Source organism: Flavobacterium gilvum (assembly GCF_001761465.1).
Lineage (GTDB): Bacteria > Bacteroidota > Bacteroidia > Flavobacteriales > Flavobacteriaceae > Flavobacterium > Flavobacterium gilvum.
The window spans coordinates 2356328-2371219 of record NZ_CP017479.1; the positions used below are offsets into that span (position 1 = coordinate 2356328).

The 14892-nt window shown below is 32.5% G+C and carries 19 protein-coding genes; 8 read left to right on the forward strand and 11 right to left on the reverse strand.

Annotation, left to right across the window (positions count from 1 at the left end):
• Positions 1-212 precede the first annotated feature (212 nt).
• From EM308_RS09870 to EM308_RS09880, 3 genes are all read right to left on the reverse strand, one after another.
• Complete coding sequence (locus tag EM308_RS09870) at positions 213-539, reverse strand: hypothetical protein (RefSeq protein WP_035634850.1); 327 nt, start codon at positions 537-539, stop codon at positions 213-215.
• A gap of 264 nt (positions 540-803) precedes the next feature.
• Positions 804-1472, reverse strand: coding sequence for a ZIP family metal transporter (locus tag EM308_RS09875; RefSeq protein ID WP_035634761.1), 669 nt, complete (start codon positions 1470-1472; stop codon positions 804-806).
• Positions 1473-1550: 78 nt separating this feature from the next.
• Positions 1551-2315 (reverse strand): class I SAM-dependent methyltransferase, encoded by a 765-nt coding sequence (locus EM308_RS09880; RefSeq protein WP_035634759.1) that lies wholly within the window; start codon positions 2313-2315, stop codon positions 1551-1553.
• 112 nt (positions 2316-2427) lie between these two features.
• Between EM308_RS09880 and EM308_RS09885 the strand changes: the two genes are divergently transcribed.
• Positions 2428-3621: a THUMP domain-containing class I SAM-dependent RNA methyltransferase gene (locus EM308_RS09885; protein WP_035634757.1), complete on the forward strand. Its 1194-nt coding sequence runs from the start codon at positions 2428-2430 to the stop codon at positions 3619-3621.
• 116 nt (positions 3622-3737) lie between these two features.
• Entirely contained in the window at positions 3738-3974 is a 237-nt protein-coding gene (locus EM308_RS09890) for a hypothetical protein (protein WP_035634754.1), read from the forward strand.
• 84 nt (positions 3975-4058) lie between these two features.
• On the opposite strand, the gene EM308_RS18260 is transcribed toward EM308_RS09890, so the two are convergent.
• Genes EM308_RS18260 through rlmD form a run of 3 tightly spaced genes read right to left on the reverse strand, consistent with a single transcriptional unit; the run spans position 4059 to position 6862 of the window.
• On the reverse strand, positions 4059-4925 hold the full coding sequence (locus EM308_RS18260) for a DUF6048 family protein (RefSeq protein WP_035634752.1): 867 nt from the start codon (positions 4923-4925) through the stop codon (positions 4059-4061).
• Positions 4897-5436: a DUF6452 family protein gene (locus EM308_RS09900; RefSeq protein ID WP_035634749.1), complete on the reverse strand. Its 540-nt coding sequence runs from the start codon at positions 5434-5436 to the stop codon at positions 4897-4899. Before EM308_RS09900 ends, EM308_RS18260 begins: the two co-directional genes overlap by 29 nt.
• A 13-nt stretch (positions 5437-5449) precedes the next feature.
• Positions 5450-6862 (reverse strand): 23S rRNA (uracil(1939)-C(5))-methyltransferase RlmD, encoded by a 1413-nt coding sequence (rlmD, locus tag EM308_RS09905; RefSeq protein WP_035634746.1) that lies wholly within the window; start codon positions 6860-6862, stop codon positions 5450-5452.
• 431 nt (positions 6863-7293) lie between these two features.
• Between rlmD and EM308_RS09910 the strand changes: the two genes are divergently transcribed.
• From EM308_RS09910 to EM308_RS09930, 5 genes are all read left to right on the forward strand, one after another.
• Complete coding sequence (locus EM308_RS09910) at positions 7294-7647, forward strand: hypothetical protein (protein ID WP_035634745.1); 354 nt, start codon at positions 7294-7296, stop codon at positions 7645-7647.
• A gap of 77 nt (positions 7648-7724) precedes the next feature.
• Positions 7725-8198, forward strand: a complete 474-nt coding sequence (locus tag EM308_RS09915) for a hypothetical protein (RefSeq protein WP_035634743.1) — start codon at positions 7725-7727, stop codon at positions 8196-8198.
• A gap of 292 nt (positions 8199-8490) precedes the next feature.
• The gene (locus tag EM308_RS09920) at positions 8491-8925 is read left to right on the forward strand and encodes a hypothetical protein (RefSeq protein ID WP_035634740.1); all 435 of its coding nucleotides are present in this window, start codon (positions 8491-8493) and stop codon (positions 8923-8925) included.
• 10 nt (positions 8926-8935) lie between these two features.
• Positions 8936-9250 carry a hypothetical protein gene (locus EM308_RS09925; protein WP_035634738.1) on the forward strand — a complete coding sequence of 105 codons (315 nt, stop codon included), beginning with the start codon at positions 8936-8938 and terminating at the stop codon, positions 9248-9250.
• The gene (locus EM308_RS09930) at positions 9222-9707 is read left to right on the forward strand and encodes a hypothetical protein (RefSeq protein WP_070261823.1); all 486 of its coding nucleotides are present in this window, start codon (positions 9222-9224) and stop codon (positions 9705-9707) included. Before EM308_RS09925 ends, EM308_RS09930 begins: the two co-directional genes overlap by 29 nt.
• A gap of 179 nt (positions 9708-9886) precedes the next feature.
• Here EM308_RS09930 and EM308_RS09935 read toward each other — a convergent pair whose 3' ends face one another.
• The 3 genes from EM308_RS09935 to EM308_RS09945 all read right to left on the reverse strand — a co-directional run bounded on the left by EM308_RS09935 (position 9887) and on the right by EM308_RS09945 (position 12515).
• Positions 9887-10351: a hypothetical protein gene (locus EM308_RS09935; RefSeq protein ID WP_035640179.1), complete on the reverse strand. Its 465-nt coding sequence runs from the start codon at positions 10349-10351 to the stop codon at positions 9887-9889.
• A gap of 346 nt (positions 10352-10697) precedes the next feature.
• Entirely contained in the window at positions 10698-11420 is a 723-nt protein-coding gene (locus EM308_RS09940) for an alpha/beta hydrolase (protein WP_051877892.1), read from the reverse strand.
• A gap of 27 nt (positions 11421-11447) precedes the next feature.
• Entirely contained in the window at positions 11448-12515 is a 1068-nt protein-coding gene (locus EM308_RS09945; RefSeq protein WP_051877891.1) for an AI-2E family transporter, read from the reverse strand.
• A gap of 202 nt (positions 12516-12717) precedes the next feature.
• On the opposite strand from EM308_RS09945, the gene EM308_RS09950 reads away from it, so the two are divergent.
• Positions 12718-13128 (forward strand): OsmC family peroxiredoxin, encoded by a 411-nt coding sequence (locus tag EM308_RS09950; protein WP_035640178.1) that lies wholly within the window; start codon positions 12718-12720, stop codon positions 13126-13128.
• 106 nt (positions 13129-13234) lie between these two features.
• On the opposite strand, the gene EM308_RS09955 is transcribed toward EM308_RS09950, so the two are convergent.
• Complete coding sequence (locus EM308_RS09955) at positions 13235-13678, reverse strand: hypothetical protein (RefSeq protein WP_035640176.1); 444 nt, start codon at positions 13676-13678, stop codon at positions 13235-13237.
• Between the two features lie 12 nt (positions 13679-13690).
• Positions 13691-14677, reverse strand: a complete 987-nt coding sequence (locus EM308_RS09960; RefSeq protein WP_035640174.1) for an aldo/keto reductase — start codon at positions 14675-14677, stop codon at positions 13691-13693.
• Positions 14678-14892: the final 215 nt, after the last annotated feature.

Sequence of the window (14892 nt, forward strand, 5' to 3'; positions counted from 1 at the left end):
TTTAAAACTTACTATTCTTAGTAAGACTAAAAAAAATGTGATGAATATAATTGTTCCCAAATCAGCGAGATTTGTGATAATTTGGAACGAATAAGAAATGAACAGGAAGTTTTATGACGCTGTTTCCGGATTGATTTTGCGGTGGTTTCAATTTGGTTTCCCTAAATTTCCCTTATCAATTAGGGAATTGTTCAAGAACTTTGGTTTTTCTTTTAGATATTATTGGTTGTAGGATTATAGGGTAATTCCATCCGCCGACGTTGTTCTTCTTTGACTGTTTTTAAAACATCTTCAATGAAAATTTCATCGTATTTCTCAGCAATAGAATCACGATTGTTTGTCATTCGTATTACAGAATGTTTGCTGAAAATGGCAACACTAAAATACTGTTTTTTGTTTGTCAAATAATACTTTCTCTCTTGTTCATCACAATCGATTTCTGTAGTGCTAATTTTTAATAATTGAGTAACTATTCCAAAAAGATGATTTTCTATTTTGGTGTACTTCTTAGGTTGATTTTTGAAAAAAAAATTAAACATACAACTAGATTTAGATTAGTGTTTGGGGTGCTTTTTTCTTTTTTTTCTTTTTTTTATTTTGTAGGTTGATTAATTATTGTAAAAGACAGAAGTTCATATTGTTTTTATCTAAAGCAAATTAACAGTAATGTTTCTAATAAAGCAAGTTATTTTGGATTATTCGTACGTTAATTATGCATCATTAAACGAATAAATAATCCTAAAGTGTAATTTTTTTTGAAATAGAAATACGGAGCTTTTTTTGTCTGAAAACTGTTTGATTTTTTACAGCAAAAATGCTAATAGAATACCTACTACAATCATCGAAACTTTGGCTATATTGAATTTGTGTCCTTCGCTAGTTTCAAAAATAATAGTTGATGAAATATGGAATAGAATACCGATAACCACAGCTGTAATTTCGGAATAATAATCATTCAATTGAGGCAAAATGTCTGAAACTACAGTTCCCAATGGTGTCATAATCGCAAAAGTCGCCATGAATAAAAATATTGCATTCTTATTGAGACTGGAGCTTACGAAAAATGAAGTCAAAATAATAGCAATTGGAAAATGGTGAATTGCTATTCCTAATGCTAAATCGCTATGATGGCTTACCGGAAATCCTTCCAAAAAAGCGTGGATGCAAAGGCTGACAAATAATAACCACGGAATTTGATACATTTTGGAATGCCCATGAACGTGTCCGTGTTCGGCCCCTTTGGAGAAAAATTCCAAAATGATTTGGAACAGAATTCCAATCATTATAAAAATTCCAATGTTATGGTTTTTGCTTTCATAAACTTCCGGTAGCAAGTGCATTACCGTAAGGGAAAGTAGGAACGAACCACTAAACGCCAATAGAAGTTTAAGGTTGGTTTTGTTTTTTGGCTTTAAAAATAAAGCTATGAAATAACCAAGAAATACTGAAAGAAGGGGTAGTAAGTAATTCATGTTTTTTTTCTTGTTGTTTAACTGTTTAATAGTTTATTCGTTTAATCGATTAAACAGTTCAACGATTAAACGAATAAACTATTTGAATATCATAATCAATCTTTCACTTTCAGTTTTGTGGAATTTTTTTAGTTTATAATCACCAAAAATATCCAATAAAAAGATTCCGGCTTCTTCCATCATTTCTTCAAAATCTTTAAGCGTAAGGGCTTTTACTTTTTCGGTAAAATGATAAGCGTTGCCTTGGTCTTCAAAATCAATTTCTTTAAAAATATGTCCGTCTTTTAAGTAACGCTTGATATGAAAATCAATTCCATCTACGTGTTTTACATCTTCGGGAACCAAGTTGTTAATGACATTGGTCACATTCATAAAATCAATTACAGCAAAACCATATTCGGTTAAGCTTTCTTTGATTGCTTTTAGAGTGATAAGATTATCATCGTCATTTTCGAAATAGCCAAAACTGGTAAATAAATTGAAAATTGCATCAAATTTATCATCAAATTTTTCACGCATATCATGAACCTGAAAGTGCAGGTTTTCGTTGCTGTTTTTTTGAGCTTCCAAAATACTGTTTTCAGACAAATCGGCTCCAATGACATTGAATCCTAATTGATTTAAATAGATGGCATGACGGCCTTTGCCACAGGCTAGATCAAGGACTTTTGCTTTTTCGGGCAGATTGAGATAATGCGTGAGGTTGTCCATAAACAACTGCGCTTCTCTGTAATTTCTTTCTTTGTAAAGTATATGATAATAAGGACTGTCAAACCAGGAGGCAAACCAGTTTTCGGGACTTGAATTTTTCGGTTTTGTTTTGTTATATACGGAATCAGACATTTATTCTTTTTCATTTAATTTGAGTCCGACAAAATTAGTGTATTTTTGCTGAAAATATACTATTTCAGACCGTTTGGAATTTGAAATTTAATTATTGGAATTTAAAAGAGAGATGGAGAATTTTAAGATGATTGCCAAAACCTTTTTTGGTTTTGAAGAAATATTGGCAAAAGAGTTGCAAATGTTGGGAGCGCAGGACTTGGAGCAAGGGGTGAGAATGGTGAGCTTTAAGGGAGATAAGGGATTTATGTACAAAGCAAATTTATCTTTGCGTACCGCTTTGAAAATTTTGAAACCAATTTATTCTTTTAAAGCCAAGGACGAAAAAGAGTTATATCGAGGAATTCGCGGGGTGAATTGGTCAAAATATATTAATGCCAATCAAACATTTGTGATTGATGCAACAGTGCATTCCACTTATTTTAATCACACGGAGTTTGTTTCTCAGAAATGTAAAGATGCAATTGTAGATCAGTTTCGGGAAAGAACAGGGCAACGCCCTAGTATTGATAAGGCTTTTCCAGATTTAAGAATAAATATTCATATTGATAAAGATCAGGTTTCGGTAGCATTGGATACTTCGGGAAATTCATTGCACCAACGCGGATACCGTACAGCCACTAATATTGCCCCAATAAATGAGGTTTTGGCAGCAGGTATTTTGTTACTTTCGGGATGGGATGGTCAAGGCGATTTCTTGGATCCAATGTGTGGTTCCGGGACTTTCTTAGCCGAAGCCGCTATGATTGCCTGTAATATTCCAGCCAATATCAATCGAAAAGAATTTGCTTTCGAAAAATGGAACGATTGGGATAATGCTTTGTTTGACCAAATTATGGATTCCCTGATGAAAAAAGTTCGTGAGTTTCATTATACCATAAAAGGCTACGATAAAGCGCCATCTGCGGTTCAAAAAGCAAAAGACAATCTAAGAAATGCCAATTTGGACGAATACGTTAAAATTGAGGAAAGAAACTTTTTTGACACTGAAAAAACTTCACAAGGCAAATTGCATATTGTCTTCAATCCGCCGTATGATGAGCGATTGGATATTCGTACTGAAGAATTTTATAAAAATATTGGTGATACATTAAAGAAAAATTACCCGGGAACAAATGCCTGGTTCATCACCGGAAATTTGGAAGCATTGAAATTTGTGGGACTAAAACCTTCGAGAAAAATCAAACTTTTCAATGCAAGTATTGAAGCTCGATTGGTTAAATACGAAATGTATGAAGGCAGTAAAAGAACCAAGTTTTCTTCGGCTGTTCGCCCTGAAGGCTCGGATCAAATTAGTAATGAATAATTTGCTGATTGCTTTTTTATTTTGAGATTAGCTAAGTCTAAAAATAAAAGTTATTCTTTTCTGATAAATAGCTATGTTTTGAGCTAATTTTGGCAAAGATTTTTAAATTGAATAAAATGACAAAATTACAAGTAAGAGCGTTTCTTTATAATTTGGGATGTTTCGCTGTATTGTTTATATTATTTCGTTATTTGATAGAACAATACACCGGTCTTTCCGGATTTTGGATTCCGATGAGTGCTTTCGTTTTGGGGACTTTTTTGGCACCAAAATTTCAGGCAGCAAAAACCAAAAACGGAGAAAAATTATTTATGTCCTGGTTGTTTGTAAAAGGAATCAAAGAAATAGGATAGACCTAAATTTAACCTCAAAAAAAAAGAGTGAAACTGAATTATCTGTTCAATTTCATTCTTTTTTTTAAATCAACTTCGGATTTACTAATTCCTTTGTGCTTTTTTGACAGGCGTATTAGGTTTCTCTTTCGGAGTTGCTTCCGTTTTTACAGGAACAACTTTTTTCTTGTAGATTGGAATAAAATAGGCTACCGTATAATTAAAACCTGCTCCAAAATTACCATCGTAAGTCCTGTTGAATCCCGGAATATAAAGGTTTTCAAAATCACTTGGTTCCGAATTAGTTATCAATACTTTTAATTGTAAAGCAAAACCAACATAAACGTTATTGAATACTTTTACGTTTAGACCTGTGGAAACTTCCATCCAACTTGCTGTAAGTCCATCGTGTGTTATTCCAGAATCGATAATTTCTGACGACCCAAAATAAGGATGCGGATTATAGATAAGATAGTTGTTCAGCTTCTCATTAAATGTACTGAAACCGCCTCGTACACCTACTGTAATAAGGTTTTCCATATCTAGCCAATTCGTGTAGAGATTACGATTTAGACCAAATTTAATATAGGTTCCTTTGGTATTGGTGGTCAATAATGGATCTTCGACAGTGATGTCCTCGCTTCCTAATTCAGCGTATATATAGTTTTTTTTGGAAAATCTATAGTCTCCTGTAAATGCAATTCCTTTATAATTGGAATCATAAAAGGAACGCGCAACTTTATTGATATCAACACCAACAATCAAACCGTAGCGATCTGTTTTGGGTTTTTCGGTTTCGGTTTTTACAGTATCGAGTTTGCTTTGCGTGTTCTTTTTTGTTGCTGTAGCAGTTTTAGAGTCTGTTATTTTGACATCTTCGATTTTGGTGGTAGTCTTTTTTTCTTGTGCCTGTACAAAAAACAGTGACAACAAAAAGCAAATACTAAAAGAATATTTTAATAATTGTCTCATTTTCGTATGTTATGTTATTTTGTACGACTATCATATATTGGATCCATAAATTATCGGCAGGCACTTTGTCTGTCAAGGTAAAAGGATTGCTTGGGTCTAAAGTAAAAATTGTCTTGAAACCACAGGCTCTGGATACGTATAAATTTTCCCTTGTATACCTAAATTCCAAGTTATCTGTATTTACCAAAAGTGGATTTTTGTTCCCGTAATTTAGAATAAATTGGTATTTTACCACATCGGCATCTGTTTTTAATGGAAGCAAAACATTATTGCTATTGGTTAGATATTTGGAATCATCAACTGCAGATGGATTAAAAACCACTCCCTCAGACATTCCATCTCCTATAACTTTCAGATTCGTAACATTTTTTTGAACGGATGGATTCGAAATATCGTAAAATTGAATTAGCATTCTGGGCGTCGTAGGCGTATTTGGATCACAAATATCATCAGGTTCGCAACTTGAAGAAGCGAAACCCAGAATAATAATAAACGCAATTATTTTTTTCATTTATCTAAAGTGCTTATCTTCTTTCCAAAAGTACAACATTTTCCACATGATGCGTTTGCGGGAACATATCCACAGGACGCACTCGTGTAACTTTGTATTTTTCGTCCATTAAGGCCAAATCTCGAGCCTGTGTAGCCGAGTTGCAACTTACATAAACTACCTTTTCGGGTGCAATTTTCATAATTTGTTCAATTACATCTTTGTGCATTCCGTCTCTTGGCGGGTCGGTAATAATTACTTCGGGATGACCGTGTTGCGCTATAAAACTGTCGTTGAAAACCACTTTCATATCACCTACAAAGAACTCACAATTGTCAATGTTATTGCGTTCCGCATTAGCCTTTGCATCTTTGATCGCATCTGGAACACTTTCTACACCAATAACTTTTTTGGCTTTTTTTGAAACAAATTGCGCGATAGTTCCTGTTCCGGTGTATAAATCATAAACGATTTCATTTCCGGTAAGTCCTGCAAAATCACGTGTTATTTTGTATAATTCATAAGCCTGTTCTGAATTGGTTTGGTAAAAAGATTTTGCATTGATGCTAAATTTCAAACCTTCCATTTCTTCCAGAATGTAGTCTCTTCCTTTGTATAATTTTATGTCAGTATCATATAAAGTGTCATTTGCTTTATTGTTTACCACATATTGAAGCGATGTAATTTGAGGGAATTTCTCGTAAAGGTGATCAAGCAACAATTCTCTGTTGGCTTTGTCATCTTCAAAAAACTGAATCAAAACCATGATTTCTCCAGTCGAAGCCGTTCTCAGCATCAACGTTCGCAATAAACCTTCATGAGCTCTTGGATTGAAAAAAGTCAAACTATTTTGGTTGGCAAATGCACGCACTTCATTACGAATCGCATTGGATGGATCTTCCTGCAAATGACATTTGTTGATGTCCAAGATTTTATCCCACATTTTTGGAATATGGAAACCAAGAGCATTTCTGTTGCCTAAATTTTCTTCACTTCCAATTTCAGCTTCGGTCAACCAACGGCTGTTCGAAAACGAAAATTCCATTTTGTTTCTGTAAAAAAACTTTTTCTCGGAACCCAAAATAGGTTCAAATTCAGGAAGTTCAATTTTTCCTATGCGTTGCAAATGATTTTTTACTTCATTGTGTTTGAAAAACAACTGTTGGTCGTAATTCATATTTTGCCATTTGCAACCACCGCAAACACCAAAATGTTCGCAAATTGGATCAACGCGATGTTCTGATAATTGATGAAAATGAACCGCTTTGCCTTCATAATACGCTTTACGCTTTTTGAAAGTTTGCACATCAACCACATCTCCCGGTACTACATTTGGGATAAAAATTACTTTTCCGTCGGGAGCTTTTGCCACCGAAACGCCTTTTGCGCCAGCATCAAGGACTTTTATTTGATGAAAGACAACTTTGTCTGTATTTTTTCTTGCCATAGCGCAAAAATAAGGCTTTGGATTTATTTATGGATTTTAATTCTGATTTTTTTTGAGAAATAGCAAAGAAGTTTAAAGTTTCAGGTTTGCATACAGAGTTTTTTAGTTTCAGATTTTAAACTTCAAAAGTAATTATGTTGATGTATTTTTTTAAAAAGAATTTAAGTCAGTATTTACATGGATTAACTTATAAATTGTAGTTATTTTTTTAATTTATTTAATGAAAAAATAAGAAAAAACCGTTTTGTGTTTGATGATTAATTATATTTGATAAATATATAACATTTTTAAAGTAAATTGTTGTAAATAAAATCCTTGTAAATTATTTTTTATTAACCTGATAATTAATATTTTATGTAAAAAAAAATACTTCATTGGCGACTAATGATTCAATATTAGTTCCTACCAATCAATAATAAATAACGTAAATTATGAAACTACTTTTATTAATTCCCATTTGCTGTTTTTTCATTGGTTGCAAACAAGAAGGTGACGGTAAAAAATATACCATAACAAAGTTTGACAAAATTATTTGTGACACCATTAAACCTAAAAAAGGCTTTAATTATGCCGCTAAAATGATTAGAGTTAAAGGATATGTTGACGATTCTATATTTGTTTCTTTTGGGAATAAATATGAAGGTTACTATTTATCCAAAGAGATTGATACCATTTTTAATCCAGATTATTATGGAGAAGGAGATGTGATTTTTATATTTAACCCTTACAAAGGTAAAGAAGGAAAATTAGAGGTTGAATTTGATTTGATAGGCTCTAATAAATAAACTAATACTCGACATGAATCTATCAATACTTTAATTCAGGAAAATTTTTATAGAGGACCTTCAACTTGTAATTAATTATGAAAAACATTATTTATACATTACCCTTGATCGTTTCGACTATTGTAAATGCTCAAATAAAAGAAAGTGATTACTATAGTTTTTATAAAGGAGGGGAGAAATATTTAAAACCGATTAAATTTGTACTTTTCGATTATGATTCTAGTAATGCTGAAAAAAAAATAGACAAACAAAAAATTTATTTTCATATAGAGGGAGAAAGCTTTGTTCATAAAAAAAATCATAAAGTAGATACTTGTTCAATCGATTTTTTACAAAAAGTAAAACTAGATAATCCCAAAGATTTTCAACAGAACGCGTTCAAATATTTTAAACAGAAAAAGCAAGAAGTAGAAAGGAAAACAAATAATAAAATTCACATTTTGTATCCAGTGACTGATTTTTCTTCGTATTTCAAGGTATATATCTTAGAAAAAACAAAAGACAACAGACTGCTAAAATACGAGGTAGAATGGGAGCATCCAACTTTTTAAATTTTTTGAAGATAAAACATTAGAGATGTAAAGATGTTTTCTTAATGCAAGGTTAGTATATTTAAGATTTTTGTTAATGGAATATCATAACCATAAAATCAAAGATATCCTTTGTTATTAAATTGATTTTTATTTGACATTCCTATAAACAAATGATAACTATAACTATAAGTAAATAACTTTAAAAAAAAGAAATGCAAAAGCTGTTTTAGAATACTTCTAAAACAGCTTTTAAAATAATAGTTTAACTAAAACCTCGTGGACAAATCTGTTAGATACTAAATTATCAGCTATGAAAAAAACAATAACTTTATTCGTGCTATCTTTTTTTTTTTTGAACTGTAAATCACAAAATTTAAAAGTAAAGAATTTAGAAAAAAAAGTTGAACTCAATTATGTAATAGCAAATCTTCAGATTGACAATACAGTTCAAAAAGAACTCTGGGATAGAAGTCAGTTCATAAAAATTTTTACAATATCTGATTCAAAGGCCACTCCTAAAGGTCTTTTTGAAGGAACAGACGAAGTTTTGTCGAGTTTGATAATTTCAGCAACTCCCGATGGGGATTATTATACAAAAAGTAAACTTTACAAGATTGAAGGGATTAATAACCCAAAAATAACGGAAATCAAGGAGGGTAAATTCCCTGAATTCTCGATTACAATTGAACACGGTTTTTATGATAAAAGAAAATCAGAAACATTTAAATTTAAAGGTGTTCAATAAATAGGAATCATTGCCAACTTTGAAAACGGTATTGTCTCAAGTAAAAGATAGCTTGGTGTCGTCAGCAGAAAGTCAATCGCTCCTAAGTTTATCGTTCCATCCCGTGTCTCCAGCAGTAGATGTTGCATTTAGCTGGGGTGATTTTTATCAAAACTTTGCCTTGGGAGGATTGCAAGATTGTAATTTCTTTAAAAACGAAATAGCTACATTCGTTAAAAATCCACTAACAGGAGTATATGAAAGTATAAATATAAAAGATCAAGTCAAGTTAAATTATTATAATCAATATAAATCTTATGCAGAAATTTATCTTAGTAAAAATTAAAAAATATTATTTGTTTGCTGTCATTTTATGCTTCCAAATTAATACATCCGCTCAAAATTTTGAAAAAATTCAAAATTCAGACACCTTATATATTTATTTTAAGAAAGATAATGGTAATCAAATTAAGGGTTTAAATAATATTATCAATAAAGATAATTACGATTATTATTTCTATTTTTCTGTTGAATCAACAACAGCAAAGCAATATTATATGTTGGTAAATCATTATCTAATATCCCCTGAAGTAAGGTGGGAGAAAAAATCATTTTTAAAGAAAAAAAAGGACATTATTGTCGATTATGGTTTTCTAAAAAAATTAGGATATGGTCAAAGTGAGCTACTTCTTTTAAAGAAAAAGAAATTATATATTATAGATCATGATAATTTCTGTCATTCTAGAATAAAAATAGCAGAAGTAAAGATACCAGACAGAAGCAATTTTGCACCAATTGAGTAATTTTCTCTAGAATAATTTAAAGAAAAACTGCTTTTATATTTATTGAGTTCAATAAAAACCATTACTAATTGATTGATATTCAAATGAAAGGGCTACTTTTGACAAAGAGCCCTTTTTTATATTCGTTACTTTAATAATAGTGATTTTAAAAACAGATTTTCTTGGCCTGAAACCTGAACCTACTCAAATTCATCTTTCCAGTCCTTGGTAGAAATTGCCGAAGCTTTATTGTCGGCGTCCATCGTTACACGAAGTTCTTTGTTTGCTTTTTCGTATTCAAACAATGCTTTAAACCTGTAAACATTTGAATTATTATCTTTAATATGGATTTTTTCGACAAATTCTAGATCTTTGAAAAGACCATATTTCAAGTTATACTTCGCGCAGATTTTATTGATATTTTCTATCGTAGAGTTGGCGATAACTTTATCTGTGGCTTCACTCCTTGTAAAAGGCGTAAATTTTGAATTATTGCAAGTCATCAAAATCCTTTTTCCAAGCTCGTAGGCCTTTTTTTCTTGTGGTACTTCCTCTTTGGTGATTTCCGCTGCGGGAACACTTTTTTCTGTAGATTTCGAATGTACTTGTTTTGTTTTACATCCCATTAATGCCAATAGGCAGCAGAGTATAATTACTTTTTTCATTGTTTGTGGTATTTATAGATTTTTATGACACTATTTGATAAAAAATAATAGTACAGAAGCACAGTTTTTTATTATCAAAAAACTTATTTTCCTGTAAAAGATAAAGTTAAGAAAATTAACTGTAAAAATCTGCCTTATTTTATTGGTTTTTAAAGCCTTATCCCGCTTTCCGCTACAAGTCCTCCTGCTGCAAGCCATAACACTAAGCCCAGAAAGGAGCTTCCGCTGGTCGCTCTTTCTGGGCAAGTGTTATTTGGCTTCCAGCAGTCCGGGCTTTTCGCTGTAATCGGGGGCATGGTAATTCGGAATGAAGTGGCCTTTTCTGCAAACAAAAGATTTTTTAAAACTATTTAATAAAAGATAAAATAGAATTCAAAATTATTTTTTGCTGTTCTTCCCTGCTGATGCTCGCTTCGTTGTCGCCAAGTTGTGAACCGTAGTAACCAAATTGCGAATGGTTTCCCCCTTGTATCAAAACATATTTAGTGTTTGCAGGTAATTTTGGTTTGTTTTGGTTTATCGATTTTGTGTCGGCAACACCGTCATTGGAACCAGATATTTTCATTATTGGAATCAATGATTTGGAAAGGTCAAAATCTCTAGGATGTGTAGTTCCCAATAAAATCAATTTATCTATCAATATTGGATTTTCATAAACAAATTGTGCTGCCATCATTCCGCCTTTAGAATGTCCCGCAAGAATATATTCTTTGGAGCTGTCTTGAAAAAAGTTCATTTCTTTTGGTTTATTGTAACCGTAGGAAGGAAGTCGCCAAGGCATTTTAATAATAATGCTTTTATAACCGTTTTCGGCAATTTTCCTGCAGAGCGGAGCATAAGCATCAAATCCAACCATGGCACCTGGAAAAAAAATAAAAACTTTTTGATAGCCTTTTTTGGGAATAAAAGAAATAAAATCGTTTGTATTCTCAACTTGAATCGTGGAATTGCTTCGAAAAATTGATTCGTCAACTCCTTTAGTTTGATATGAAAATACAATCCAGAGAAAGAAACAGATACCAATAGCAATCCAAATCAATCTCAGTGTTTTTATTTTTCGTTGTTTCATTAAGATGTTTGTGCTTTCGAATTAAAATTACATTTTATTGGACTTTCCATCACTCAATAACAAAGATAATGATTTGAGGCTTTCTGTTCGATTAGCCAAAAGCTTTACAATGCTTATAAAAGGAACAAAAAGAATCATACCTGCCGCACCCCATAATATGCCGCCTGCAATGACCATTATAAGAATTGCAAGTGTATTGATTTTTAAGCGTTTTCCAACGGCGTATGGGAATATAATATAAGCTTCCAATAGCTGTACAAATGAAAAGACGGCGACGACTCCTATGGGATACCAAATGGAGTTGAAGGTAATCCAGGCCACCGTTATAGGCAATAATGACGAAACCATAATGCCAATATAGGGTATGAAGGTCAATATTGAAGCGGTAAATCCAAAAAGGAAAGGATAAGGAATGCCAATTATTGCTAGCCCAATACTGTTCAAAATCCCAACAATCAGGTAAACTGCCAACATTCCTTTTATAAATTTGTAATATTCCTGAATGGTTTCAACGATAATTTCGTGAATCATTTCTTTTTTGTCCAATGAAAAAAAGTGATACAATGCTTGAACCAACAATTGACGGTAATACAATATCAGTGCAGTGAAAATTGGTATTATTAAAAGATGAAATAGCGATTCGGAGAAAGAATAGACGGTGTTTTTCAGCAGTAAAAAAGCTTGGGAACTTGAGTTGTTTAAAATTGTTTTAATGTAATTCAACTGTTTTTCTTCATTTATCCCAAACTGATTCGTTAAAAACAAACTCAACTGATTTAAGGTTTCTTCAAACTTTACTTCCAAACTTTCCCATTCATTAGAAAATTCTATTATTTGGGCAAGTAACAGATATAAAATGGCAGTAAAGATAAATACAATGCTTATCAAGGAAAGTCCGATTGCAAAGCTTCGATAAATTCCTTTTTGTTCCAGCCATCTGCATATAGGGTAAAGCAAAAAACTAATTAGTAAGGCAAAGCTTAACGGGATGAATAATGATTTTCCAAAATACAAAATTACCAATACAACGAACAGATATTGGAAAATTTCCAAGGGTGTAGTTTTTTTGTAAAAATCGGATGGAGTAGGAGTCATATCAATTGGATTTTAACTTTGATTGTGTTAATTCAATGAAATGGTAATTTGGTAAATAATTGATTTACAAGTTACAAAATATTTTTGAGAGTAGATTCTTAGCGGTCTGGGATTATTAATTTTTAGTTAAATAAAATGATTCCAAAAGACTTTTTTTTATTAAAAACTTAAATTTGGGTAAACCAATAAATTCAAAAAAGATATGAAAAGAAATGCCACCGCAGTTTGGAATGGTTCCCTGATGGAAGGAGCCGGTAAATTGACTACCCAAAGTACAACTTTGGTAAACACACAATATTCATTCAAATCCCGATTTGCCGAAGGCGTGGGAACCAATCCAGAAGAACTTGTCGCGGCGGCACACGCGGGATGTTTTACCATGCAGCTTACCGCTTTTATTGGTGAAACCACAGCCGTAATCGAAAGTATAGAAACGAAATGCGAGATTAATTTGGTCGAGGGAACTATTATAGGTTCGCATTTGACGGTAAATGCGAAAATAAAAGGAATTTCAGATGAAACGTTTCAGGAATTGGTTACGAAAGCAGAAAATAATTGTCCGATTTCAAAATTATTTAATACTGAAATTACGAGTACAGCTACTTTGATTTAAGCGCAAGGAGCGCAAATAAAATGTTTTTGTTTAAAACGCAATGAACACAAAGCTTTGTGTTCATTGCGTAATACTTTGCGAACTTAGCGCTTAAATGTAAACACAATTAATTTTTCTTCTTAATCCATTCATAATTCACAATGGACAAAAAGTAGAAAAAACTGTCGGCTATTATTTTTCCTAAAATGATTCCGATGAAATAATTCCCAGTTAGTATCGGCATCCAATACATGCAGAACGGACGAATAAAAAAGAAATCCAAAACGGCGGGATAACCAAATTCAAACAAGAGATTCCTAATTAAAACAGCAATTTCGTTTAAAGTGACGTCTTGGTTTTTCAGTTTCTTCTCTGCTGATAAAGCTTTGTAAGACCTGTAAATGATAACGCCATAAAAAGTAAAATATTCGGCAAACGTAATCAGATAGGCAGTAGTCAGGCTACTATAAATTCTGCTGAATTGGGAAGCGAGCAATGCAGAGGTTGTCGCTGCCAATTCCGAATATTTATAGCGGTCAAACCACTCTTTGAAATTTGCTTTTTTGAACATTTACCACCTTTTTTACCAAAGCTGATGCACTTGCGGCTTGATGTATTGCTCGTAAATGGAGTTCATGGCTTTGATTTTTTCAGGAGTTAATTGTGGAAAATCATATACTGACAGATTCGACAAAACGTGACTTTCCTTTGATGCTCCGGGAATAATACAGCTAACTTCGTTAAAACTCAAAATCCATTGCAAGGCAATTGGTGCCAAATTAGTCGCTTTCGGGAAAAGTTCTTTTAAAGCATCAACTGCTTTTAATCCCAGTTCATAATTAATTCCCGAAAAGGTTTCTCCTTTGTCAAATGCAGCTCCTTCACGATTGAAATTTCTATGATCTTGTTCTCCAAAAGTAGTTTTAGAATCGAATAATCCAGTCAGTAATCCACTGGCAAGTGGTACTCTGGCAATGATTCCGATGTCTTTTTTCTGTGCTTCTTTGAAAAATAATTCGGAAGGGCGCTGACGGAAAAGATTAAAGATAATCTGAACAGTCGTTACATTGGAGTATTCGATGGCTTTTAGACCTTCTTCGACTTTTTCTACACTTACACCCAAATTTTGAATTTTTCCCTGTTCTTTCAAACGGTCAAAAAGTTCAAAAATTTCCGGACGGTAAAATACTTGGGTTGGTGGACAGTGTAACTGAATAAGATCGATTGTTTCCAATCCCATTCTTTTCAAACTGTCTTCTATATATTTTTGTAATACTTTAGGTTGATAGCCTTCATTTACGTGCGGATTGATATGTCTTCCACATTTTGTTGCGATATAGACACGTTCGGAACGGGATTTTACCACTCTCCCAACAGCGGTTTCGCTCAGACCATTTTCATAAACGTCGGCAGTGTCTATAAAATTTACGCCTTTATCAATGGCAGTATTGATTAATTCATCTGCCGTTTTATCATTGAAAGGAGAACCCCATTTTCCGCCCACCTGCCATGTGCCAAGCGCTATTTCTGATATATTAAAATTGGTTTTTCCTAGTTTGCGGTAATTCATTTTTTTCTTTTAAGTTTTTAAGATACTAAGATTCTGAGTTCCTGAGTTTTTTTTAAAGTTTCTAAGATGTTAAGATTCTGAGTTCCTAAGTTTTTTTTAAAGTTTCTAAGATACTAAGATTCTGAGTTCCTAAGTTTTTTTTAAGTTTCTAAGATGCTAAGGTTCTGAGTGGCTAAGAAAACTCAGTATCTTAGCAACTCAGAAACTTAGAGTCT

Excerpts from the sequence above, each read along its gene's own strand:
- EM308_RS09870 (WP_035634850.1), bottom strand. The coding sequence starts at position 539 with ATGTTTAATTTTTTTTTCAAAAATCAACCTAAGAAGTACACCAAAATA.
- EM308_RS09875 (WP_035634761.1), bottom strand. The coding sequence starts at position 1,472 with ATGAATTACTTACTACCCCTTCTTTCAGTATTTCTTGGTTATTTCATA.
- EM308_RS09880 (WP_035634759.1), bottom strand. The coding sequence starts at position 2,315 with ATGTCTGATTCCGTATATAACAAAACAAAACCGAAAAATTCAAGTCCC.
- EM308_RS09885 (WP_035634757.1), top strand. The coding sequence starts at position 2,428 with ATGGAGAATTTTAAGATGATTGCCAAAACCTTTTTTGGTTTTGAAGAA.
- EM308_RS09890 (WP_035634754.1), top strand. The coding sequence starts at position 3,738 with ATGACAAAATTACAAGTAAGAGCGTTTCTTTATAATTTGGGATGTTTC.
- EM308_RS18260 (WP_035634752.1), bottom strand. The coding sequence starts at position 4,925 with ATGAGACAATTATTAAAATATTCTTTTAGTATTTGCTTTTTGTTGTCA.
- EM308_RS09900 (WP_035634749.1), bottom strand. The coding sequence starts at position 5,436 with ATGAAAAAAATAATTGCGTTTATTATTATTCTGGGTTTCGCTTCTTCA.
- rlmD (WP_035634746.1), bottom strand. The coding sequence starts at position 6,862 with ATGGCAAGAAAAAATACAGACAAAGTTGTCTTTCATCAAATAAAAGTC.
- EM308_RS09910 (WP_035634745.1), top strand. The coding sequence starts at position 7,294 with ATGAAACTACTTTTATTAATTCCCATTTGCTGTTTTTTCATTGGTTGC.
- EM308_RS09915 (WP_035634743.1), top strand. The coding sequence starts at position 7,725 with ATGAAAAACATTATTTATACATTACCCTTGATCGTTTCGACTATTGTA.
- EM308_RS09920 (WP_035634740.1), top strand. The coding sequence starts at position 8,491 with ATGAAAAAAACAATAACTTTATTCGTGCTATCTTTTTTTTTTTTGAAC.
- EM308_RS09930 (WP_070261823.1), top strand. The coding sequence starts at position 9,222 with ATGCAGAAATTTATCTTAGTAAAAATTAAAAAATATTATTTGTTTGCT.
- EM308_RS09935 (WP_035640179.1), bottom strand. The coding sequence starts at position 10,351 with ATGAAAAAAGTAATTATACTCTGCTGCCTATTGGCATTAATGGGATGT.
- EM308_RS09940 (WP_051877892.1), bottom strand. The coding sequence starts at position 11,420 with ATGAAACAACGAAAAATAAAAACACTGAGATTGATTTGGATTGCTATT.
- EM308_RS09945 (WP_051877891.1), bottom strand. The coding sequence starts at position 12,515 with ATGACTCCTACTCCATCCGATTTTTACAAAAAAACTACACCCTTGGAA.
- EM308_RS09950 (WP_035640178.1), top strand. The coding sequence starts at position 12,718 with ATGAAAAGAAATGCCACCGCAGTTTGGAATGGTTCCCTGATGGAAGGA.
- EM308_RS09955 (WP_035640176.1), bottom strand. The coding sequence starts at position 13,678 with ATGTTCAAAAAAGCAAATTTCAAAGAGTGGTTTGACCGCTATAAATAT.
- EM308_RS09960 (WP_035640174.1), bottom strand. The coding sequence starts at position 14,677 with ATGAATTACCGCAAACTAGGAAAAACCAATTTTAATATATCAGAAATA.